At 60.5% G+C, this 17672-nt stretch carries 22 protein-coding genes; 10 read left to right on the forward strand and 12 right to left on the reverse strand.

Going from position 1 to position 17672, the window contains the following annotated elements:
- Positions 1–356: 356 nt before the first annotated feature.
- The 3 genes from DBY63_RS17130 to DBY63_RS17140 all read right to left on the reverse strand — a co-directional run bounded on the left by DBY63_RS17130 (position 357) and on the right by DBY63_RS17140 (position 3788).
- Positions 357–1841 (reverse strand): DUF87 domain-containing protein, encoded by a 1485-nt coding sequence (locus tag DBY63_RS17130; RefSeq protein ID WP_108576203.1) that lies wholly within the window; start codon positions 1839–1841, stop codon positions 357–359.
- Positions 1841–2620, reverse strand: coding sequence for a hypothetical protein (locus DBY63_RS17135; protein WP_108576202.1), 780 nt, complete (start codon positions 2618–2620; stop codon positions 1841–1843). The genes DBY63_RS17130 and DBY63_RS17135 overlap by 1 nt, the downstream gene beginning before the upstream one ends.
- An 82-nt stretch (positions 2621–2702) precedes the next feature.
- A complete protein-coding gene (locus DBY63_RS17140) occupies positions 2703–3788 on the reverse strand; it encodes a helix-turn-helix domain-containing protein (RefSeq protein ID WP_108576201.1) in 1086 nt (361 codons plus the stop codon).
- A 167-nt stretch (positions 3789–3955) separates the two neighbouring features.
- On the opposite strand from DBY63_RS17140, the gene DBY63_RS17145 reads away from it, so the two are divergent.
- Entirely contained in the window at positions 3956–4747 is a 792-nt protein-coding gene (locus tag DBY63_RS17145; protein ID WP_108576200.1) for a hypothetical protein, read from the forward strand.
- A 68-nt stretch (positions 4748–4815) separates the two neighbouring features.
- On the opposite strand, the gene DBY63_RS17150 is transcribed toward DBY63_RS17145, so the two are convergent.
- Both DBY63_RS17150 and DBY63_RS17155 read right to left on the reverse strand, forming a co-directional pair.
- Positions 4816–5256: a hypothetical protein gene (locus DBY63_RS17150; protein ID WP_093256658.1), complete on the reverse strand. Its 441-nt coding sequence runs from the start codon at positions 5254–5256 to the stop codon at positions 4816–4818.
- Positions 5257–5424: 168 nt separating this feature from the next.
- Positions 5425–6063 (reverse strand): hypothetical protein, encoded by a 639-nt coding sequence (locus tag DBY63_RS17155; RefSeq protein ID WP_108576199.1) that lies wholly within the window; start codon positions 6061–6063, stop codon positions 5425–5427.
- A gap of 312 nt (positions 6064–6375) precedes the next feature.
- Here DBY63_RS17155 and DBY63_RS17160 point away from each other — a divergent pair, with 312 nt between their 5' ends.
- Complete coding sequence (locus DBY63_RS17160; RefSeq protein ID WP_108576198.1) at positions 6376–6912, forward strand: hypothetical protein; 537 nt, start codon at positions 6376–6378, stop codon at positions 6910–6912.
- Positions 6913–6970: 58 nt separating this feature from the next.
- Here the strand turns inward: DBY63_RS17160 and DBY63_RS17165 are convergent, their stop codons facing one another.
- Entirely contained in the window at positions 6971–7396 is a 426-nt protein-coding gene (locus DBY63_RS17165) for a hypothetical protein (protein ID WP_108576197.1), read from the reverse strand.
- 360 nt (positions 7397–7756) lie between these two features.
- Here DBY63_RS17165 and DBY63_RS17170 point away from each other — a divergent pair, with 360 nt between their 5' ends.
- From DBY63_RS17170 to DBY63_RS17205, 7 genes are all read left to right on the forward strand, one after another.
- The gene (locus DBY63_RS17170; protein ID WP_077172040.1) at positions 7757–8200 is read left to right on the forward strand and encodes a DUF2170 family protein; all 444 of its coding nucleotides are present in this window, start codon (positions 7757–7759) and stop codon (positions 8198–8200) included.
- A complete protein-coding gene (locus tag DBY63_RS17175) occupies positions 8197–8895 on the forward strand; it encodes a PspA/IM30 family protein (protein ID WP_108576196.1) in 699 nt (232 codons plus the stop codon). Before DBY63_RS17170 ends, DBY63_RS17175 begins: the two co-directional genes overlap by 4 nt.
- A gap of 569 nt (positions 8896–9464) precedes the next feature.
- Positions 9465–9701: a hypothetical protein gene (locus DBY63_RS17180; RefSeq protein WP_108576194.1), complete on the forward strand. Its 237-nt coding sequence runs from the start codon at positions 9465–9467 to the stop codon at positions 9699–9701.
- 429 nt (positions 9702–10130) lie between these two features.
- Positions 10131–10766 (forward strand): DUF2491 family protein, encoded by a 636-nt coding sequence (locus DBY63_RS17190; RefSeq protein ID WP_256594420.1) that lies wholly within the window; start codon positions 10131–10133, stop codon positions 10764–10766.
- Positions 10767–10781: 15 nt separating this feature from the next.
- Complete coding sequence (locus DBY63_RS17195; RefSeq protein ID WP_077172044.1) at positions 10782–11219, forward strand: DUF350 domain-containing protein; 438 nt, start codon at positions 10782–10784, stop codon at positions 11217–11219.
- Between the two features lie 11 nt (positions 11220–11230).
- Positions 11231–12013: a DUF1190 domain-containing protein gene (locus DBY63_RS17200; protein WP_108576192.1), complete on the forward strand. Its 783-nt coding sequence runs from the start codon at positions 11231–11233 to the stop codon at positions 12011–12013.
- A 10-nt stretch (positions 12014–12023) separates the two neighbouring features.
- A complete protein-coding gene (locus tag DBY63_RS17205) occupies positions 12024–13178 on the forward strand; it encodes a glutathionylspermidine synthase family protein (RefSeq protein WP_108576191.1) in 1155 nt (384 codons plus the stop codon).
- A 1062-nt stretch (positions 13179–14240) separates the two neighbouring features.
- Here DBY63_RS17205 and DBY63_RS17210 read toward each other — a convergent pair.
- From DBY63_RS17210 to DBY63_RS17220, 4 genes are all read right to left on the reverse strand, one after another.
- Entirely contained in the window at positions 14241–14780 is a 540-nt protein-coding gene (locus DBY63_RS17210; RefSeq protein ID WP_108576189.1) for a hypothetical protein, read from the reverse strand.
- 65 nt (positions 14781–14845) lie between these two features.
- Entirely contained in the window at positions 14846–15079 is a 234-nt protein-coding gene (locus DBY63_RS24800; protein ID WP_108576188.1) for a hypothetical protein, read from the reverse strand.
- Positions 15080–15275: 196 nt separating this feature from the next.
- Complete coding sequence (locus tag DBY63_RS17215; RefSeq protein WP_108576187.1) at positions 15276–16094, reverse strand: hypothetical protein; 819 nt, start codon at positions 16092–16094, stop codon at positions 15276–15278.
- Positions 16095–16096: 2 nt separating this feature from the next.
- Positions 16097–16486, reverse strand: a complete 390-nt coding sequence (locus tag DBY63_RS17220; protein WP_077172051.1) for a hypothetical protein — start codon at positions 16484–16486, stop codon at positions 16097–16099.
- A gap of 2 nt (positions 16487–16488) precedes the next feature.
- On the opposite strand from DBY63_RS17220, the gene DBY63_RS24885 reads away from it, so the two are divergent.
- Entirely contained in the window at positions 16489–16638 is a 150-nt protein-coding gene (locus DBY63_RS24885; protein ID WP_158541733.1) for a hypothetical protein, read from the forward strand.
- Between the two features lie 448 nt (positions 16639–17086).
- Here the strand turns inward: DBY63_RS24885 and DBY63_RS17225 are convergent, their stop codons facing one another.
- Together DBY63_RS17225 and DBY63_RS17230 are read right to left on the reverse strand one after the other, a co-directional pair.
- Positions 17087–17278 carry a hypothetical protein gene (locus DBY63_RS17225; RefSeq protein WP_256594421.1) on the reverse strand — a complete coding sequence of 64 codons (192 nt, stop codon included), beginning with the start codon at positions 17276–17278 and terminating at the stop codon, positions 17087–17089.
- On the reverse strand, positions 17272–17661 hold the full coding sequence (locus DBY63_RS17230) for a hypothetical protein (protein ID WP_077172053.1): 390 nt from the start codon (positions 17659–17661) through the stop codon (positions 17272–17274). Before DBY63_RS17230 ends, DBY63_RS17225 begins: the two co-directional genes overlap by 7 nt.
- Positions 17662–17672: the final 11 nt, after the last annotated feature.

Genomic DNA, 17672 nt, shown 5'->3' on the forward strand with positions numbered 1-17672 from the left:
TCGCCAGACAAATACCGCCAATAGTGCGCAGTAGACCCCCTTATCGCTTATCGCGCGCTTAATTCACCAGCGGGGTGCGGCGCACCTGCGGTTCCGGCTCAGCCCCAGGTTCAGCACCTGACGCAGCACCGCGGCACAACGCGTGGCCAGCCTCATCGGAGATGGCCACGAGCTGCGGGACCTTTTGGCCTGGCCGTACCCCCCACAGGCAGCCCCGAGCGTCCTGCAGCACAGCGCCGCGGCCGATCGGGATGGCCACCGCCTCCAGGCGATCAAGCAGGGGGAGTTCGTCCGGCGTTTCGGCCGCAACGGCCCCGGCCAGCGGCAGACTGGCAAACGCGGCCAGCAGCAGCCCCTTAAGCAATCGTGCACCAGAACCAGTCATTCTGAGTCTCCCCCTTCATCTTCAGCTGAACCAACATGGTCTTCGTCGGGGTCACCCAGGCCAGGGCGTCCTCCCGCAAACGAAGCTTGGTGGCGCTCTGGCGCCAGTACATCTCATCGATGCCGAGGACGATCTTGGTCGCAACGGATGCGACGAAGTCCTCCGGAAAATGCGTTGGGCTTTGCGAGGCAGCCACGAGCATCAGGCCGAATTTGCGCGCCTCCTTGGCGATGCGGTTGATCGGGCTCTCGGGGTCGTCGTCGGCGTAGATGTGGGCCTCATCCAGGATCACGACGTCGACGATGTGGTCTTGCTCACCGCGCTCTACAGCCGCCAGGAACAGCTCCTCCAGCCGGAAGAGCACGATCAGCTTGCGCTCCTCCATCGACAGGGCGTGGATGTTGTAGCGCCATACCGGATTGGTGGGGTCGAAGGGCGGAATCCCCGACTTGAAGATGCCGATCGCCTCGAGGTTCTGCAGCCGATCGACCACCGACTTCAGCACGTCGGTGCTGTCGTAGCGCATCAGGCTGTCGAGCTCCTTGCCGGTGGTGATCGCATCGATGTAGGCGGTATAGCTGTCGATGGCCTTGCGTTTGCTCTTATCGAGCTCCGACTTCTCCGCTTCTTCGTCGAACTGGCTTTGGCCTTTGCGCAGAGCCTGGATCACCTTCTTGCGGTGCCCCTGGGCGGCGCGGTTGGCCACCTCCAGGTACGTGACGGCCTCAGCGCCGGAGCCCAGAAACGACTGCTGCAGGATGTTCTGCGCCATGCGCAGCGCGTCGCGGATACTGGGATGAGCCCGGCCCATGAGCTTGGGCGGCCAGCGCGTGATGGCGCCCTGGTACTCGATCTGCGGTACCCACCAGCTGTACAGCGGCGCACTCGACCAGCGCGCGCCCAGGGCCTTGGCCTCGTCCTTCTCGCCCTTGGGCACGTCGATGAACAAGCGATCGTCGTTGCCGTCAGTCATGACCACCGCGGCGCCCTCCTCCACGATCCAGGTACTCGGATCCTCCTGCCTGAAGCCGTACTGGGCGTAGACGTCGTTCAGCACATTGCGCAGGCAAGCCTCCTGCTTGGGCCCCATCTGGCGCATGCTGCGATTCATGGTGGCGAGAAAGGATTGCACGCGCTTTCGCACACCACCGAAGTGCGGATCGGGGTTCACGCGAAGCGGATTGAGGCCGTAGTTGGTGCGCTCGGAAAAGCGAACCTCCGACGCCCCGGGAATCGACAGATCGCCGTGCACGTCGAAGATGTGGATCCGCGGAATGTGCCCGCCACAGGACTGCAGCATGTGGCTGATCATCTTGCGCAAGGTGTAGGTCTTGCCCGAGCCGGACATCCCCACCAGGAGGGTGTGGCCGTTCACCAGTTTGTCGCTGTCCCACATGACCGGGACCTGGCGATTCTTCTTTTGCTCAGCTGCGTCGATACCGAAGATGATCTGCATCAGGAGGCCTTGTTACCGCGGTCGACTTCGATGGCCTGGCCTGCAGGTGGTGGCGACACGCACATCAAATCGTCGCGCGGTGCGGCGCGATGTTTCTCACCCTTGAGCGTACGCTGCTTCTCGCTTCTGGCCAGGCCAAGCAGCGCGAGGCTCACCAAGCCCACTGCCAAGCCGTAAATCAGGCGTCCTTTCCAAAGCGCTGCGGCGGCATCGGCAAAGGCGATCGCCCCGAGCCAACCCAGGACTCCCGGGCGAGGTAAGTGTCGCCTCCAACCCAGCTTCTGACGGTGCGCGGCTTCCAAAGCAGCCAGGGTCCGCATGCATTTCGGCGTGGTCTGCCGCAGATTGGACTGGTCCAGCGTCTCGTTGATGAGCTCGAGCACCTGATAGGTGCGACCGTCATGGTCGCCAGCGCTACGATCGTCGACGTGAGCGTAACGTAGATGACCAGCCTGATAGAGCTGCTCAGCTCTGGTGCGAACACGCTCCATGCGCGCAGCTAAAAATGCGGCCTCTGCATCCGAGCGTAGCGCTTTGTCCGCCATGCGCCGGACCAATGCCGGAGCTCCCGGTACTCGAAGCTTTGTCAGTATCCGAGTTGACGCGCCGAGGTCGACACCTTCGCTGATCGCAAGGTAGCCGTCGGCATAGGGCTCAGTGAGCAGCCGCTGCAACAGACGATGCATCTGCTTTGGCGAAAGCTCGCTGTCAACTGGGCACCAGGGGAAGGGTTCGATACCAGCGCGCGATAGCGCGGCAAAGACTGCAGCTGTGTTCATGGACGTAACTCCTTGGCTTTGCACAGCATGGCAAGGCCAAGGAGCTCGATGGTTTCGATTCCTACCGCGTTGAGGGATGAACCTAACTTTGCGAATCCGGCACTTCAGTTCCATCGCTCGCCTGACCGAGCAACGCGACTGCAAGCGCCGGGATCGCCGTGCGACAGATCCGTATGTTGTAGGTCGCACCGGATCCGTCACTGAGGTTGAGATGAACGCCGCCGTCGGCTGATTTCACTTCCGCGAGCACGCTTTCTGCCATGTGAACGCATGACAAAGTCACTTGCCCAGTTGGATGAACGAGGGTCACGCGCTTCTCAATTTCCGGATCGGAGCTGAGGGATAACAGGTGCACTTTCGTCTCAGCAGGTAGCGACGAGAAAAGCACTTCAGTAATTTCGAAGCGGGAACGGAGTACCCACCGTTGAGCAATTGCGTGCCGGCGGATAGCGGTAAAGCGTCCCTGCAGTCCAGGCAAACCGACGAGATCGCGTAGGGGCAACCAGAGCCCTGTCCGAAGGCTGAGTCGATCATATTCTTCGATAGTACGCTCCGGCTGCTCCGCAGCGTCGCTCCCCTTGACGATCGCTTCGCCATCCTTGTGGTAACGCTCAGGCCATATGGCCTTTGGCGCGACGCCCAGGCATCGCGCGATCATCCGCTGCAACTCGACATGGGGCGTTTTGCCCAGACCATCGAGCGCGCTCCGGCGTGCACCAGCATGATGGGCAAGGTGCTCAAGCACAAATTGACGTCGACGCAAACTGGACTTGATCCAGCGCAGGCGCTCCGGCTCCGAGCCTGGGCAATCCGCCAAATCAACCGGCCGCGTCTCCCACTGGGCAACATGTATCCCAAACCCTTTCATTCCAGCCTGTGCGGCAGTGGCTCCACCCAGACGATCGAGAAGCTCATCGAAGGTGTTCTGGGCATGCTCCGACCAGACGACTCCATATCGCTCCGGGAAGAGCGCCTCGACGGTCACCCCAAGTGCTAGCGCGATAGCGCTTTCCGCGGCGGGGAAAGGCGTTCTCGCGGCAGTGCGCAAATTGGATAGCTGGTTGGCTTCGGCCAACTGAGTCAAGTTGGTGCCACGTCGGGTCAAGGCACGACGGATGACAGTCCATCGCCTTTCAAGCCGTTGCGCTTCAAACCACTGGTTCGTCATATCTACTACCTCTGTTGGGGTAGATCGACGGTCCCACGAGTTTTCAAAATGCAAGTTTGCGCTCCAGATACCGGGCTAGAGGCGTTAGAGCTTCGCTTATTGCGCTTGTGACTTGCGTATTTCAAAAGGCTGACAGGGTAGGCATTTTCCGAAGCGAGTCGCCGACCATGCCCTCCCCTTTCACCTGGAATATCGCGTTCCATTCCGGCTTCACCGCCGACAGCGACCTTCAAGCCGCACTCGACGTCGGGATAGCAACAGGGGTGGTCGCCGATCGAGTGACGCTCAGGCAGCAGCTGCGGGCTCTGCCTGATCACTTGGACAGGGGTGGGAAAGTCTTCGTTGATTCAGGCGCGTTTACCGCCTTCCGCCGGCAGTTAGCCATGGATTGGCCCCGGGTTCTCATGCTCTATCGCGCCTTGTGCACCACGACCCTGCGGCCGGAGAACCTGAGCGTCGTCGCCCCAGACGTAGTGGGCGATCAGCAGGCGACCCTGCTCCTTTGGCACCGGTACGCGCGGGACATACGGAGCTGGATAGACGCCGGCGCCAGGGTGATCATTCCCCTGCAGGCTGGATCGCTATCAGCCGGCGAGCTGCTGCAGGAGGCGATCGGCCTTTTGGGTACCAAGACATTCTGCGCCGGTATCCCTTCCAACCTCGCCGCAATGACCGCCGCCGACTGTCGTACGCTTGAGCACAACGACTTCCACATCCTGGGACGGGTGGTCATGACCGAAGAGCTACGAGACAAGGTCGAGGCCCTGCTGACCTGCAACGCTGGGGCCACGATCAGCTCTGACGCCAACTGGCTGAGATCTCGCACGAGGCAGATTGCCGGCGCAGTGGAGATGCTGCGCAGCACCCCGAACTTGCTGCAGACCCGCCGCACCCGCGCGGTGAAGGCTCTGCTGATGCAAGATGCGTTTGGAAGCCTCGATCAGTTGGCGCCGCGGTAGAAGGCCGGCGCGGAGGCTAAAAGGATAGGCCTACGCTTCGCTGAGCCTTAGCCGTACGAACGCGCCAGTCAACGCGCCGCCAAGCGGCGCCCTGCTCCCGACCGCACCGTGTCATAAGCGACCAGACCGTAGGCCAGGGCCACCCCGCCCGGCGCCACATACATCACCGCCTGAGCCATCAACTGCGCCATAGCCTCTAGCTGCTGTTGCATCCGCTCGACCATATCGCCGGTGGCGTGCACATCCATCATGCCCACAAACCCGACGCTCATGACGAGCCCGATCGCGATGACGAAGGCCAGCATCCAAGCGGCGTGCTTACGGACGGTATCGAAGCCGACCAGCAGGCCTACACACAGTCCCATGCAGATCGTGTAGTACCAGAACGTCCAGGCGGTGAAGCCAAGCTCCTCCCCGCCCTTGCCGATCAGCACGCTGAAAAACGCGATACCGGTACCCAGGAAGGAGCCTGCTACCAAACTCCAAAACAAACGGCTAATCGCTTTCATCTACTTCTCCAGTTTCGGGGGGAGTCATCCGCGCCGCATAGGTGCGTGAGTGACGGAAAAATTCAGGTAAAGCTTGACCAGCAGTCACCGCTCTTGGGGTGAAAAAGACACACGAACTTAACTACGCAGCGTCCTGCTTCAGCGCCGGCCTGTACCGGATGGCCTCAGTCACGCAACGGTGAGCTTGCGAACTACTCTGGCCTTGGTCGCTAGAAACGCAATCAGACCGTAGGCTACGGCCAGCGCCCCTGGTGCTATCCACATGAAGACACGAGCAACGACGCCGGCTGAGGCTTCGAGATCATGCTGTAGCCGCTCGGCAACGATATGGGCATCTGGCACATCGGCGAATTTCTGTATACCCAAAGCCATCAGTAGCCCGCCCGCTATGGCGAACGCCAAGATCCACAGAACATGGTTCCTGGCCGTACCGATACCGATCACCAACGCGGCGTAACCTCCGAGGCAGACACAGACGATGAAGTACCAGTGTGCCGAGTAGGTGAAGCCGATCGGCTTCATACCGTCGCCGATCAGCGCGCCGACGTGATAAATCCCGACGCCACCGAAAGCAATCAATGCGATCGCGACAACGAAAGCAGCTGCCCACGTTGCCTGTCCGCGGACGTCTTTGAAACCGACAACAAAAGCACTGCAGATACCGAGGCAAATCCAGTAATACCAGGACGCCCAAGCGATGGCTGTGCCCTGCACACCGCCGCCTGCCAGGGTGCTAAGTGCTCCGATACCTAACCCACCCATACATCCGGCTAGCAGACAAACTCGAAAGCGGTGAATGGCGCTCATTTAGATCCTCCGATGCGCACACGCCCGATGCCAGCTCACTGGATGAAATCGGCTGTTGCTCGCTGCGTGCCGGTTTTACCGTACCCACCTTGGGCTCGGCCGCCGCGAGGAGCTAACTGCCAAAAGGCACTGCGTGTCGCGGCAAGGAAATGATCAGCGGTAGTAAGGCTTAGTCGATGGCTTATTTGCGCCCCAAAAGGGGGTGAACCTGCCCATCGTGTTGCTAGGGCAATGCCAAGGTATGTCAGTAAGCCCGTGCGGCCGTATGCAGGCGCCGGCGATTCCTCAACAACCCGGATCGATACACCCCAAATGAAAGCTCCCGAAGCGCAGTGCCTATTCCTCTCCCGTGGCGACGCGGAACGATTCCGGCCAGCCGCCGGTAGCCACCTGGTGTCTATCTCCGATGGACCCGAGGACCCGGCAGCGATCGACGAAAACCATTGGGAAAGCGTCAGCTACCACCACTTCATTGACGCAGGCTTCGATGAGGAAACCATTGCTCTGTATGGCAGCAATTTCGAACGTACCTTCCGGGACTACCTGCTGATGCCCAAGGCAGAGGAGTTGCGAACTCGATTAGATACTCTGGCGGCGCAGCGCGTATTCGTGGTGATCAACTGCCAGGCAGGCAGGTCGAGAAGCGCAGCAGCTGCTGCCTATCTCCGGGATCGACACGGGTACCATCTCGAAAAGCCGACGCCGGATGCGAACATGTGCGTGCTCCGAATGCTCTCCCGCGACGCCTCCCTGATGGCAGCCTACCGCGAGGCCTCTAGGCAGACCGAGTCCGAGCCCGCGCCTGGTGGCTTCCTGTCGGCTATCAGGTCGCTGCTATCCAGGCTATAGGTCATGAGGCTCTACCGACTGGAGATGCCGGCGCGCCTAGCCAAACGGCCGCCCACGATCAATCGCCGGCGGAGCCCCGTCCGCCCCTGAAAAGCTGCTCCCGGAACATACGGTCTAGCAGCGCGCGGTTCCGGACCGCGGCGGCCAGGTAGCGTCGGGGGATCCTGTCTTTAACCAGGCGATAACCCTCAACGGCCTCTCGGTGAAGCCAGACGTACGCGGCGATCTGGAATGACAGAACTACCGAAGGCAGGATCGCCATCCACCAGCGCCAGCCGCCGGCGACGCTGACCATCACGCTTAGAGACATTAGGACCAGCCCCCATGCCAGCAGACCCTGGCGGCCGGCGACGAAAGGCCTCGCCGATAGGTAGGCGTGGATAGCGCCGACGCCCAGCGCTTCGCGCCGATCCAGAGTCTGCAGCTGTTGCAGCACTCGCTCGAGGTCCTGTTCGGCTGGTTCGTTCTTGAAATCGGGAAGCATCCCATGGCTCTCGTTGGGGGCAGATGTGGTTTGCGAGAACAGCGCGTCCCGCTGAGAGCGTCAGTGACGCCCGCTCAATGACGGACTCCCGTTGCCGACCCCGGCGTCGCCGCACGGTATTCGGCGAGGCAAGGCGTGGGTGATCCGGAAACGTGGATTGTACCCGCCCGCTGTGTCGCGGCGATCGATGGACAACCGGCCCAGGCTCTGGGGCCGCCGGCGTAGAAGTCACTGCATACGTCAGGAACATGGGGTTCACGCCCCCAGCCGGGGCGAACTCGGCCTTGCATTTCCACGGGAGGCGGCAAGCTTGGGTCTAGCAGCGCCACGCTGCAAATTGCCACCGCCAAGGAGCGATGCATGCCCTCACCGAACTGGACCCCCTCCACGCTTTACGCCGCGCTGGCATCTGGCGTTTCTGTCAGCAGTTTCGCCTTCGACGTCACCCTCCTGGACCAGCAAGACGCGATTCGCGTCGTACTGCCGGCTATGGGCGACCTCGAGATCTACATCGCTGTCGTCAACGACGTAGTCGTGGTCGACTCGGCCCTCGTCCCTGCTGAGGCGGTCAGCGACGCCCAGGCCTTCAATGCTGCGGTCCTTTCATCCCGCAGCCTATTCCCGCTTTCCGCTATCGGCCTCGAGACCAACGCTGATGGCGCCGGCCATTACGTGATGTATGGCTCGCTGCATGCCGGCTCCGACCTGAACACCGTACTGACCGAGATCTTCACGCTGGCCACCAACGTGCAAACCGCGGCCGCGACCTTCCAATCGTTCTTCAAGCAGCAGGACTCCCTATGACCAGCCCCTCCATCCTCTCCAAACTCGTCACTCTGTTCCGCGGTAAGGTCACCGAGGCCGGTACCGCGGTGATCGACGCCAACGCTACCACCATCATCGACCAGGAAATCCGCGATGCTCGGGCAGCGATCGATCAAGGCAAGCGCGAGCTGGCTACCCTCATGGCCCAGCAGACTCTCGTGCAGCGCGAAATCGAGCAGCTGGAGGCGTCTATTCAGCAGGACGAGAAGGCGGCCCGCGCCGCGCTGGAAAAAGGCGCTCAGGACCTGGCAGAAGAGGTAGCAGGCCGGATCGCACGCACCGAGACCGCCCTCGAAGGGAAGCGCAGCATGGCTGCGGACTATGCGCGCAACATCGCCTCCATCAAAGGCAGCCTCGATACCTCGGCCGGCACCATCCAGCAGCTGGAGCAGCGTATCCAGGTTGCAAAGGCGCACCAGGTCACCCACAGCGCCCGGGCGAACGCCTCCCTGGCCAGCGGACAGGCAAATGGCCGGATGAAGACCGCGGTCGACTCTCTCGCACGCATGGAGCAGCGCCTGCAGCAGCAAACGGCGACTCAGGACGCTGCCGAGCAGCTGGCCAAGGAGGCGTCGGGTGCTGATCTCGACGAGCGCCTGAAGAATGCCGGCATCACACCCGGCAAGCAGAGTGCAGCCGCCGTGCTGGAACGACTGAAGCAGCCGTCCGCCTGACGCCAGCTGTCCCGACGCGGGATCAGGTATCCGGGCAGATGCTTCTGCCTGGGCTACCTGACGCTCTAAATCCCTCCACGTTCGGCATGGCCCCATTCCAAAGAGTGGAACCTCTGGCGAAACTTTTTACGACGCGAATGTGAGTGGCTCTTTCCCAACTTATTCGTTTCGGGCGGTTTAATTTATGAGTGTTGCGCATAGTGAAGACCTTGTACAAGCCCGTCGTGAGGAGCTGACAACGGCTGCTCGAACGAGCCTTTGGTTTATTCCTTTTACCCTAGGGACAATGATCGCAGCTCTGTACGAGATAAATCATACAGAAGGTCTCATGCTCTCATTAATGACTCTTTGCGTGAAAATCTGTTTTTGGACGACGCCGGGTTTCGCTATGTTCGCCGTGTTTTTCCGGTTGCTGCTGCTTGCGCATATGCAAGAGGCCAGAACACCTTTGACGAAGATCACGCGTGCCAATCCAGATTTCGTTGGCCCAACGATGAACCGCTCTAGCAGGCCTTTTAGCTAAAAACGGTCAAGCTTTAACATCACTTTTTATCTTAGGACTCATCTATATGCCTGCTGCTCTCTTGATGCTTCTCGCCTGCTTCGTCTTGGTGTTCACTATCATTCCACTGCATGATGTCCAGTCAATCGAGCAATTTTTCAGCATCCTTATTACCTACGTCTGGGGTGCGGCCTGCATCGTTGCGGTCATCGCCGTAGTGGGCATCTATCTTTTTGTATGGATCGAAAATCGAAAAGATGCAAAGGAAGCAGAGGAGAAATCCAAGCTGGCAGGTAGGGAGTAACGCCGAGATGATCCTAAGGGTGCTCATCGTTATCATCTGCACGATAGCGGTACCGACTATCGTAGTGCTGCACGACATTCAATCTGCAGAGCAGTTTGTCCGGATTTTCACCATATACATGCTGGCGGCGATACTGGTTCCAGCAGTGCTTTACGGTATCGCTCGCTGTGCACTCGCTTGGCTAGACAGGTAGACCAATCCACGCGTCGACCAAACCGGTCTGCGCTATCTCACGCCTGGTCGCGCTGGGCTGCATGATGCCCCGGTGATCGTCACTCGGTTCACGCCCTGTCTCGGGGCGAACTCGCCACCCCTTCGGAACTTGCATAATTACCTTTGCCGGTAGCGTGATCCTGCCGGCGACGCGTAACGGACCTTGCCGGCGGCCATCAGCCATTCCCACCGTCACGAGGATCCTCAATGTCTCTCTTGCAACGTATCCGCAGCGCACTGGGTTTCAGTGCCATGCCTACCGGCCAACTCGCCGTAGGTTATCCCCTGGGTTTGCGCGAGGGTCTTCCCCTCACCATCGACCCCCAGCTGCCCAGCGCCATGACTGGCCTGACGCTGGTCACCTTCCCCAGTGCACAGCCAATCGAGAACATCGGCGTCATTGACCTCGGTGCTGGCGCGCAGCTCTACCGGGTCTACCTTGCCGATGAGGACTACTGGCTCCAGGTGCACACAGAGCACGGGCAGGTCGAGTCGATCGTCCTGTTCAATTACCTCAGCTGGGTGCCCATGGAATCGCAAGACCACCTGCTGCAGACCGCCGGCCCGGCTAGCCCCATCGGCCGCCCTACCTACCTTCTCGACGGCATCACCTTCAGTCGCGACTGGGGTACCGCCGGCAATCAAGCAGAGCTCCAGAGCTTTACCGAGCGCTTTCCTCCAGCAAATTTCGAACGGGACCAGGTGCAGCACCGGGCCATGCTCTACAGCCGTGACCTCGGCATTCCTGGCCGGCGGGAATTTCTGCTGTTCTCAGTCGAGGAAAACGCCCTGGGCGAGGTTTCCGTTTCAACCTCGCGCGGCCTGACGCTCTTCGCTCACGACCTCATCTGAATCAAGGACTGACCCATGCTCGACGCTCTGCAACTCACCCTGACCCTGTCCCTGAATCCGACCGCCCTGCTGGGGTTCGTCCTGTACGTGGCCACCGCCTGCGTCCTCCTGGCGCTGTTCCAGTTCGCCTACACCAAGGTAACCCCACACAACGAATGGGCGCTGATCCGGGCAAACAACACCGCAGCGGCCGTCGCCCTGGGCGGCGCCATCATCGGATTTGCCTTGCCGGCCAGCAACGTCATCGCCTATTCCGTGAATCTCCTGGACTTCGTCGTCTGGGCGGTCCTGGGCGCCTTCATCCAGCTGGGCGCGTTCTTCGCGACCTCACTCGTGCTGCGGCCGCTGCGCACCCGCATCGAAAACGGCGAAATCGCAGCCGGCATCTACGTCGCGGCAGTGGCCATTGCCGTGGGCCTGATCAACGCCGCCTGCATGACGCCCAGCGCTTAAGGAAGACCGCCATGAAACGCAGTTCACGTGTCCAACTGTCCTTGCTCGCCGTAGCCGTCGTATCGGTCAGCGGCTGCGATGCCCCGGAGAAAGGCCAGGTCCTCAACAAGGTGGCGTCCTTCGACTCCGTGAAGCAGTGCGTCGACGCGCGCATTCCGGAGAACATCTGCGCCGAGTCCTACATGGACGCGCTGGCCGAGCACAAACGGCGCGCGCCTACCTATGACACCCAGGCGCAGTGCGAGGAAGACTTCGTCGCCGGCTACTGCGAAACGGCTGATGCCGGCAAATTCGCGCCGAAATTTGGCGGCTTCGAGATCGCCGCCAGCGGACGTGCTACCGAATCGCAGATCGCCGCGGCGCAAGCGGCGGCAAACACCAGCCATGCGGGCGGCTCGAACGACGGCCTGCTCACCGGTCTGCTGATCGGCAGCATGCTCAACAACGGCGGCACCAGCCGCTTCAGCGAGCCGGTCTACCGCTACCGGGATGATCGCGGTGGCTTCGCCTCCTCCAGCCTCAATCGACGCATCGAGATGGGATCGCGCTTCAGCAACTCGACCCAGGCACGCACGAGCAATGCCTACACCGCGCCAGCGCCCCGGGTGAGCAGCGGCTACACGAGTCCGCCGTCTACCAGTCGCTATTCCAGCTCCCCCAGCACCAGCTCTACCAGCTCGATCGGCAGTAGTCGGTCCTCCATAAACACCTCCGCCGCTACCTCGCGTGGTGGCTTTGGCGGCAGCGCCGTTGCGAGAGCAAGCGGCTTCAGCGGCGGCAGCTTCGGCGGCTAGGGAGAACACCATGCAACGCATTGCTCATCAAGAACGACCAGACTGGCAGGCCCGGGCCGAGCGCAACGGTTTCAAGTTTCACACCATTGAGGGGGAGCGCTACTGGGACGAGCGTCACTACTACGCCTTCACCCTCGACCAGGTCGAGAAGGACCTCGAGGCGCCCACCGAAGAGCTGCACCACATGTGCCTTGACCTGGTAGGCCGTGTTGTACGCGATGAGCAATTGCTGAAGCGCCTGGGGATCCCAGAGGCGTTCTTCGACCCGATCGCAGAATCATGGCGAGAGGGGCATCCGCACCTCTACGGCCGCTTCGACCTGGTCTACGACGGCAAGCGCCCGGCCAAGATGATCGAAGCCAACTATGACACCCCCACGTCGATCTACGAGGCGGCAGCGTTCCAATGGGACTGGCTCGAGGATGGCATGGCGCGCGGCCTGCTCCCCCAGGGAAGCGACCAGTTCAACAGCATCGAGGAAAGACTGGGCCAGGCGTTCCAGGCGCTGCGCCTGAAGCACCCCTTTTACTTCGCCTCCATCGACGGGTCCGAGGAAGACAAAGGCACCTGCGATTACCTGCGCGCGGTTGCCGAGAAGGCCGGCCTGCAGACCGAGCACATCTACCTGCAGGAGATTGGTCTGCAGGAAGGTCGCTTCGTCGACCTGCAGGACCGGTGGATCCCCCACCTTTTCAAACTGCACCCCTGGGAGTTCATCTTCGAGGAAGAGTTTGGCGCGGCGGTGGCCAAGTCAGACACCCAGTTCATCGAGCCCATGTGGAAGGCCATCATCTCGAACAAGGGCATGCTGCCGCTGCTCTGGGAGATGCACCGCGGGCACCCGAATCTGCTGGAGTGCCACGTCGATACGACGCGCTCTGCCCCGGTACCGCCGGGCTGGGTGCGGAAGCCGTTCTTCTCCCGGGAGGGCTCGAACATCGAGCTGCACACCGCCACCGGCGAACGCGAGGTCGTGGATGGCCCGTACGGCAATTCGCCCCAGATCCTGCAGCGCTGCGCGCCGCTGCCACGTTTCGGCCATGACTACACGCTGATTGGCAGCTGGGTGATCGGCGACTGTGCGGCCGGGATCGGTATTCGAGAGGACAGCACCTTAGTGACCAAGGATAGCTCGCGCTTCGTTCCTCATCTAATTCTCGGCTAAGGCTCTGTTTGTACTATAGACATAAAATTGAGGAACTCATGGATCTATGTTCAATACCTAGCTATTGGCCACTCACCAGATCGCTTCTGGCACTTATCTTTATGACTATTGGAGCGGTACTGCTATTAATTTGGATGACGTACATCAGCCAGTATGTCGGCAAAAAGCCCATAATTCTACGCCCCGGCACATTGCTTCGTTCGTTCATTAAAATTAATCACCAACGATGGGCTATGGCGATTATATTTTGCCTTATTGCAGTCGGCTTCGCATTTATCAAAACTCAAATAACATCTTATGATCCGTGCTTCGTATTGCCAGACACCTTCGACCCAAGCCTTTTCTTCCCTTGGTTTTTAGCCCTATATATCTTGGCAGGCGTTATGCATTCACAGGGTCTCGGCTGTCATGTCGAGGAGAATATCAAGGTCTCTTGGGATCGGGGAGATATACTCTCTTTACACCTTGCCGGTCGACCGCATGATGTATTGAAGGTCCTGAGGGGAGATATGGCTGAAAAAGTTCACTATTACGCCAAACAGTTCGAGGCCGCGGCCTTACCCTCGACAGTTCGCTTGGAGAGCTGGCTCTTTGTTCGGCATGTTAGTGCACAATCAAAAAGCGAATTGCAAACGCTGCACGCACTACTCGACTTTCCTAAGTTAACCAATGTAATAGAAAAGACTAAGGCCAAGCCTAGGCGATTCTGGCGCGTTCTGTTTATGAGACTATTGCGGCTTGCGCTACTTACGAGGCTCGTTGTTCGGTTAGGGCGAATTGATAAAACACTACTGATAATGACAATGCCGGAGTTTCCTAAGGTGACGTGTACAGCCTGCGGCGCTCCTACAACGTCGACCATATCCAAAGCGATCGAGAGGCTCCAGCTCCTAGATCCGAGTAGGCGGTTTGGCGTATTGCCGATAAGAAAATTTACTGCATGGGAAGTTATTCACCTCGTTACCAACTACCCAGCCCTCAGCAGCCAACTCGTCCCGTGGACAACAGGATTTCAATTCACGAAATAAAAAAAGCCCGGCAATGCCGGGCTTTTTTTATTGATCAACCACTAACCGTGCAAGCTCGGACAAGGCCATGAAGGCCCAACCCGATCTCATCGGCAGGCACATCGAGCCGGGCCAGCTCAAACCCGAACTGGCAGACCCGTGCGTAGCTGCTGACGCTGGGCACTGCAGGGGTTCGCAATTCCCGGCCGGAGCCGAGCATCACGATGTCCTCCGCCGGCGCCGGAGCGCCATGCGCCTTCAGCGCGTGCATCTGCTCATCAAGCGACCAGCCGAACAGCTGACCGTAGTGCTCAACGACCTCCCTGATCTGCCAGACCTCGTCCGGCCGTACAGGGAAGGCGCTCCAGTCAATCCAGCCTTGCAGCCGGAACACGATCTCCTTGGGGTTGCCCCAGGCGACCGTGCATTGCACCCGACGTAGGGCAAAGGTACCTAACGCGGCCTCGTGGACCTGGTCGCGAAGGTTGTGCTCGTCGAAGTCATGAACGTCGGCGATGCCCATCCCGACATAGGCGGTCAGCGTCGAGCCCTCGATAGGCCAGATGTTGCCGTTGGCGAAGCGTGCGTAGTACATGGGTGTTCTCCTGGATCTCCAGCTGCGTCCCATAGCGGGGCGCAGCCGTCACGTCCGTGTGATGGTCAGAGGATGATGCGACGCGCGTTTGCCGGTACCGGGCGGACGGCAGGTGCGTTCAGTTCGATCCAGTTGCACTGGTAGGTGCCGGCTATTGCCTGGCAGACCGGCACGATCCGCTTTGCCTGGACCAGGGATCCGGGTTCGGCAGGTGGTAAAGGTGCGCTGGTGCAGCCGAGCAGCGTGCAGGACGCCAACACGAAGGTGAGGAGGAACAGGAGAAAGCGAGAGTTTTTCATGAAAGGTCTCATCGATGGACGGACCTTTCCCCATACGGGGATTGGCCCGTATGGGTGGGAGAGTGCTGCTGAGCAGCTGAGGGTGGCCGAATGGCCGTCTGGACCGCAACGCATGTTGCAGATCAAGAACCTCGATTCTACGACGCGCCAAACGCTCGGTCCAGAGGCGTTCCAGGGTCACAACCAAAACGTCCGATCAGTCCAGAAAGAGCTTGCGGCCAGACTGTGCCTCCTCACCGACGACCTTCACCGCGGCCGGCGGCTTCGCCGCGGTTGGCAGCTCGGGCGGCTCGGGCGGCGGGGACCGCCTTGAGCGAGTCTGCGCCGCCGCCAAATTGGTCAGCGAGGGCGGCCCGCTCTCCACCTGAGGTACTGGAGACCGCGCCCGCGCTGCCGCCGCGTAGGCCTCAATCAGGTCGTTTTGCGAGCCACGCCGTGCGGCCACCCTTCGGCCTTCCCACCACCAAAAGCCTAGAAATGCTGCGAACAGCAGCACACTGAACGCAACTCCAATCGCGAGCATCTGCACCGCGCTTGAACGTCCAACTATATCGGCCACGGTAGGCGCGGCTACCGCGATGTCCTCCAGCGAGTGCTGCATATGCAGATCGGCTGTAGACGGATAGGCGACCGATAAAAGGAAGCCCGGGTTGTCCCTCCGCGAGCGAGTCATTTCCTTGAGGGTCCCATTGCCCCCAGAAAGACGCTGCACGGTTTCATCCAGGGTGAAGGTCTCGCCGGTGACCGTCCCGCCGAGAAAGTGATTGAGCCCATCAGGGTCTAGGACGCGGCACACAGGCCCGCTGGCGCGTTCGACGTAACGCCCTGGGCAAATTCGAACCTCGTCTGCGCCATCAGGCTTGCTTGCCACCAGGTACTGATCGTCGGCGATGAAATATGCCCTACTGGCCACGAAGCTTGGCTGACTACGTGGTGCCAGATCTGGAAGTGCGGCAAGCACAGACGACGTAGCGAAGCCGAGCAGAGCGAAACAGAAAACGTGCAGTCGGGTCACGGCTATGCTCCAGCCTCGTGATCATTTCGGGGCAGGTGCTTGCCCTGGGCCCTGATCAGCTGCTTCTCGAAGGTGATCGCCTCATGCCGCTCAATGAACGGGCCGTACCGCTTCTCGTCGACCAGAACGAGCCAGGCGCACCGCCAGGTCCTAGTCCAGGCGGCAAGCCTCGTCGACTCTCCCGCGACGCTGCGAATGGCGCCGAAGAACAGCCGTTTAAGGACGCCGGCCGGTACCACGTGAGAAACCCGCTTGCGCTCAAATGACTCGAGCTGCAGGCCGGCAAAGCTCACTTCGTCCTGGAAGCCGGTCACCGTCCCTGCGGAAATCACGATGCGCCGGGCCGCTGCAGCCCGGCCGCCGGCAGATTGCCTATGCACGGAGCGGGTCATGCTTGCGGTCCTTCATCGAGGAACAGGCGGCGCCCTACATGGCCGGTATCCATTCCTATCCCTGCAGCCGCGCGCTGTTCGCTACCGACGCGCTGATTCTCCGGTGCGATGGTAGGCTGCTGGAGCGGCTGTGGCGCAACTGGCTGAGGTGAGGCCGCCAAAGGGGTAACAGGCTGGGGTTCTCCTGCCATAGGCGTTGCGGCCTCACCAGGCCCTGGTGTCCACCAGTGATCTACAAGCGCCAAGAATAGGGATCCGAGCATCACCACTACGGCGACTACCTCGAAAAATACCATCAGCGCTGGAGAGAGATCGGTTGCTAAGCCCAGCCCGACGGCGAAACAAGCACCGGTCGTTGGAACATATATCCATCCGGAGTCGTAGTAGTGTTCTAGGCACCACACCCAGGCTGACATGCAGAAGATGCCGAACGATCCGAAGACCCACAGTCGTACATGCTGATCGATGACCGATGCAGATGGCCAGCCAAGCCAGTTGAGCGCAAGACATGCAGCAACCGGCGGCAGGGTTGCGATCCCAATCAGGGTGCAGTGGTGTCTTTTCTTCATGAGTAGGCCATGCGGTAGGTAGTCGGCGAGGTCAGTAGATGACCTTCTGGGTGCTTACGGCCTGCAGCTCGAATGCATGCTCCGGCTTCAGCTCGACCTCGGTGACCTCAGTCCCTTCCAGCCGCAGCCGATGCTCTAGGTCCTCGCACGTCTTGCCCTCGAAGCCCTGGAAGTCGGCGGTCACCTTTGCCGCTTTGATCGTCACCACTACGCGCTTCACCATACTGCCTCCTCGGCAATCACTTCCAAATGGCCGTTCTCCCGCCGGATCTCCACCTGATAATTCTCGGCGCGCAGGGCCGCGGCGTAGTGATGTGCCAGGTAGAGATCGGCCAGCTCCGCGCTAACCTGGCGCGTCCACTCTCCAACGTCGCCGTAGTCCTCTTGGTAGGGCATGTAACGGCCGCCCTCGAGGTTGAAGCCCAGGCGGAACTGAGGCTTTTCCAGGTGTTGAAGCACCAGGTCGTAGCGCTCCGTGGTATAGCCGACCGCGACTCGATACAGCCTTTCGTTGGTCAGTACGATGCCCAGTCCAGCCAGGGCTGTTTTGAAGACCACCGCGTCGCTATAGGCGACCGTAACCTTCCCTTTCACAATATGGCTCATGTCTGATAGCT

It is taken from the genome of Pseudomonas sp. RIT411 (genome assembly GCF_003057735.2).
Lineage (GTDB): Bacteria > Pseudomonadota > Gammaproteobacteria > Pseudomonadales > Pseudomonadaceae > Chryseomonas > Chryseomonas oryzihabitans.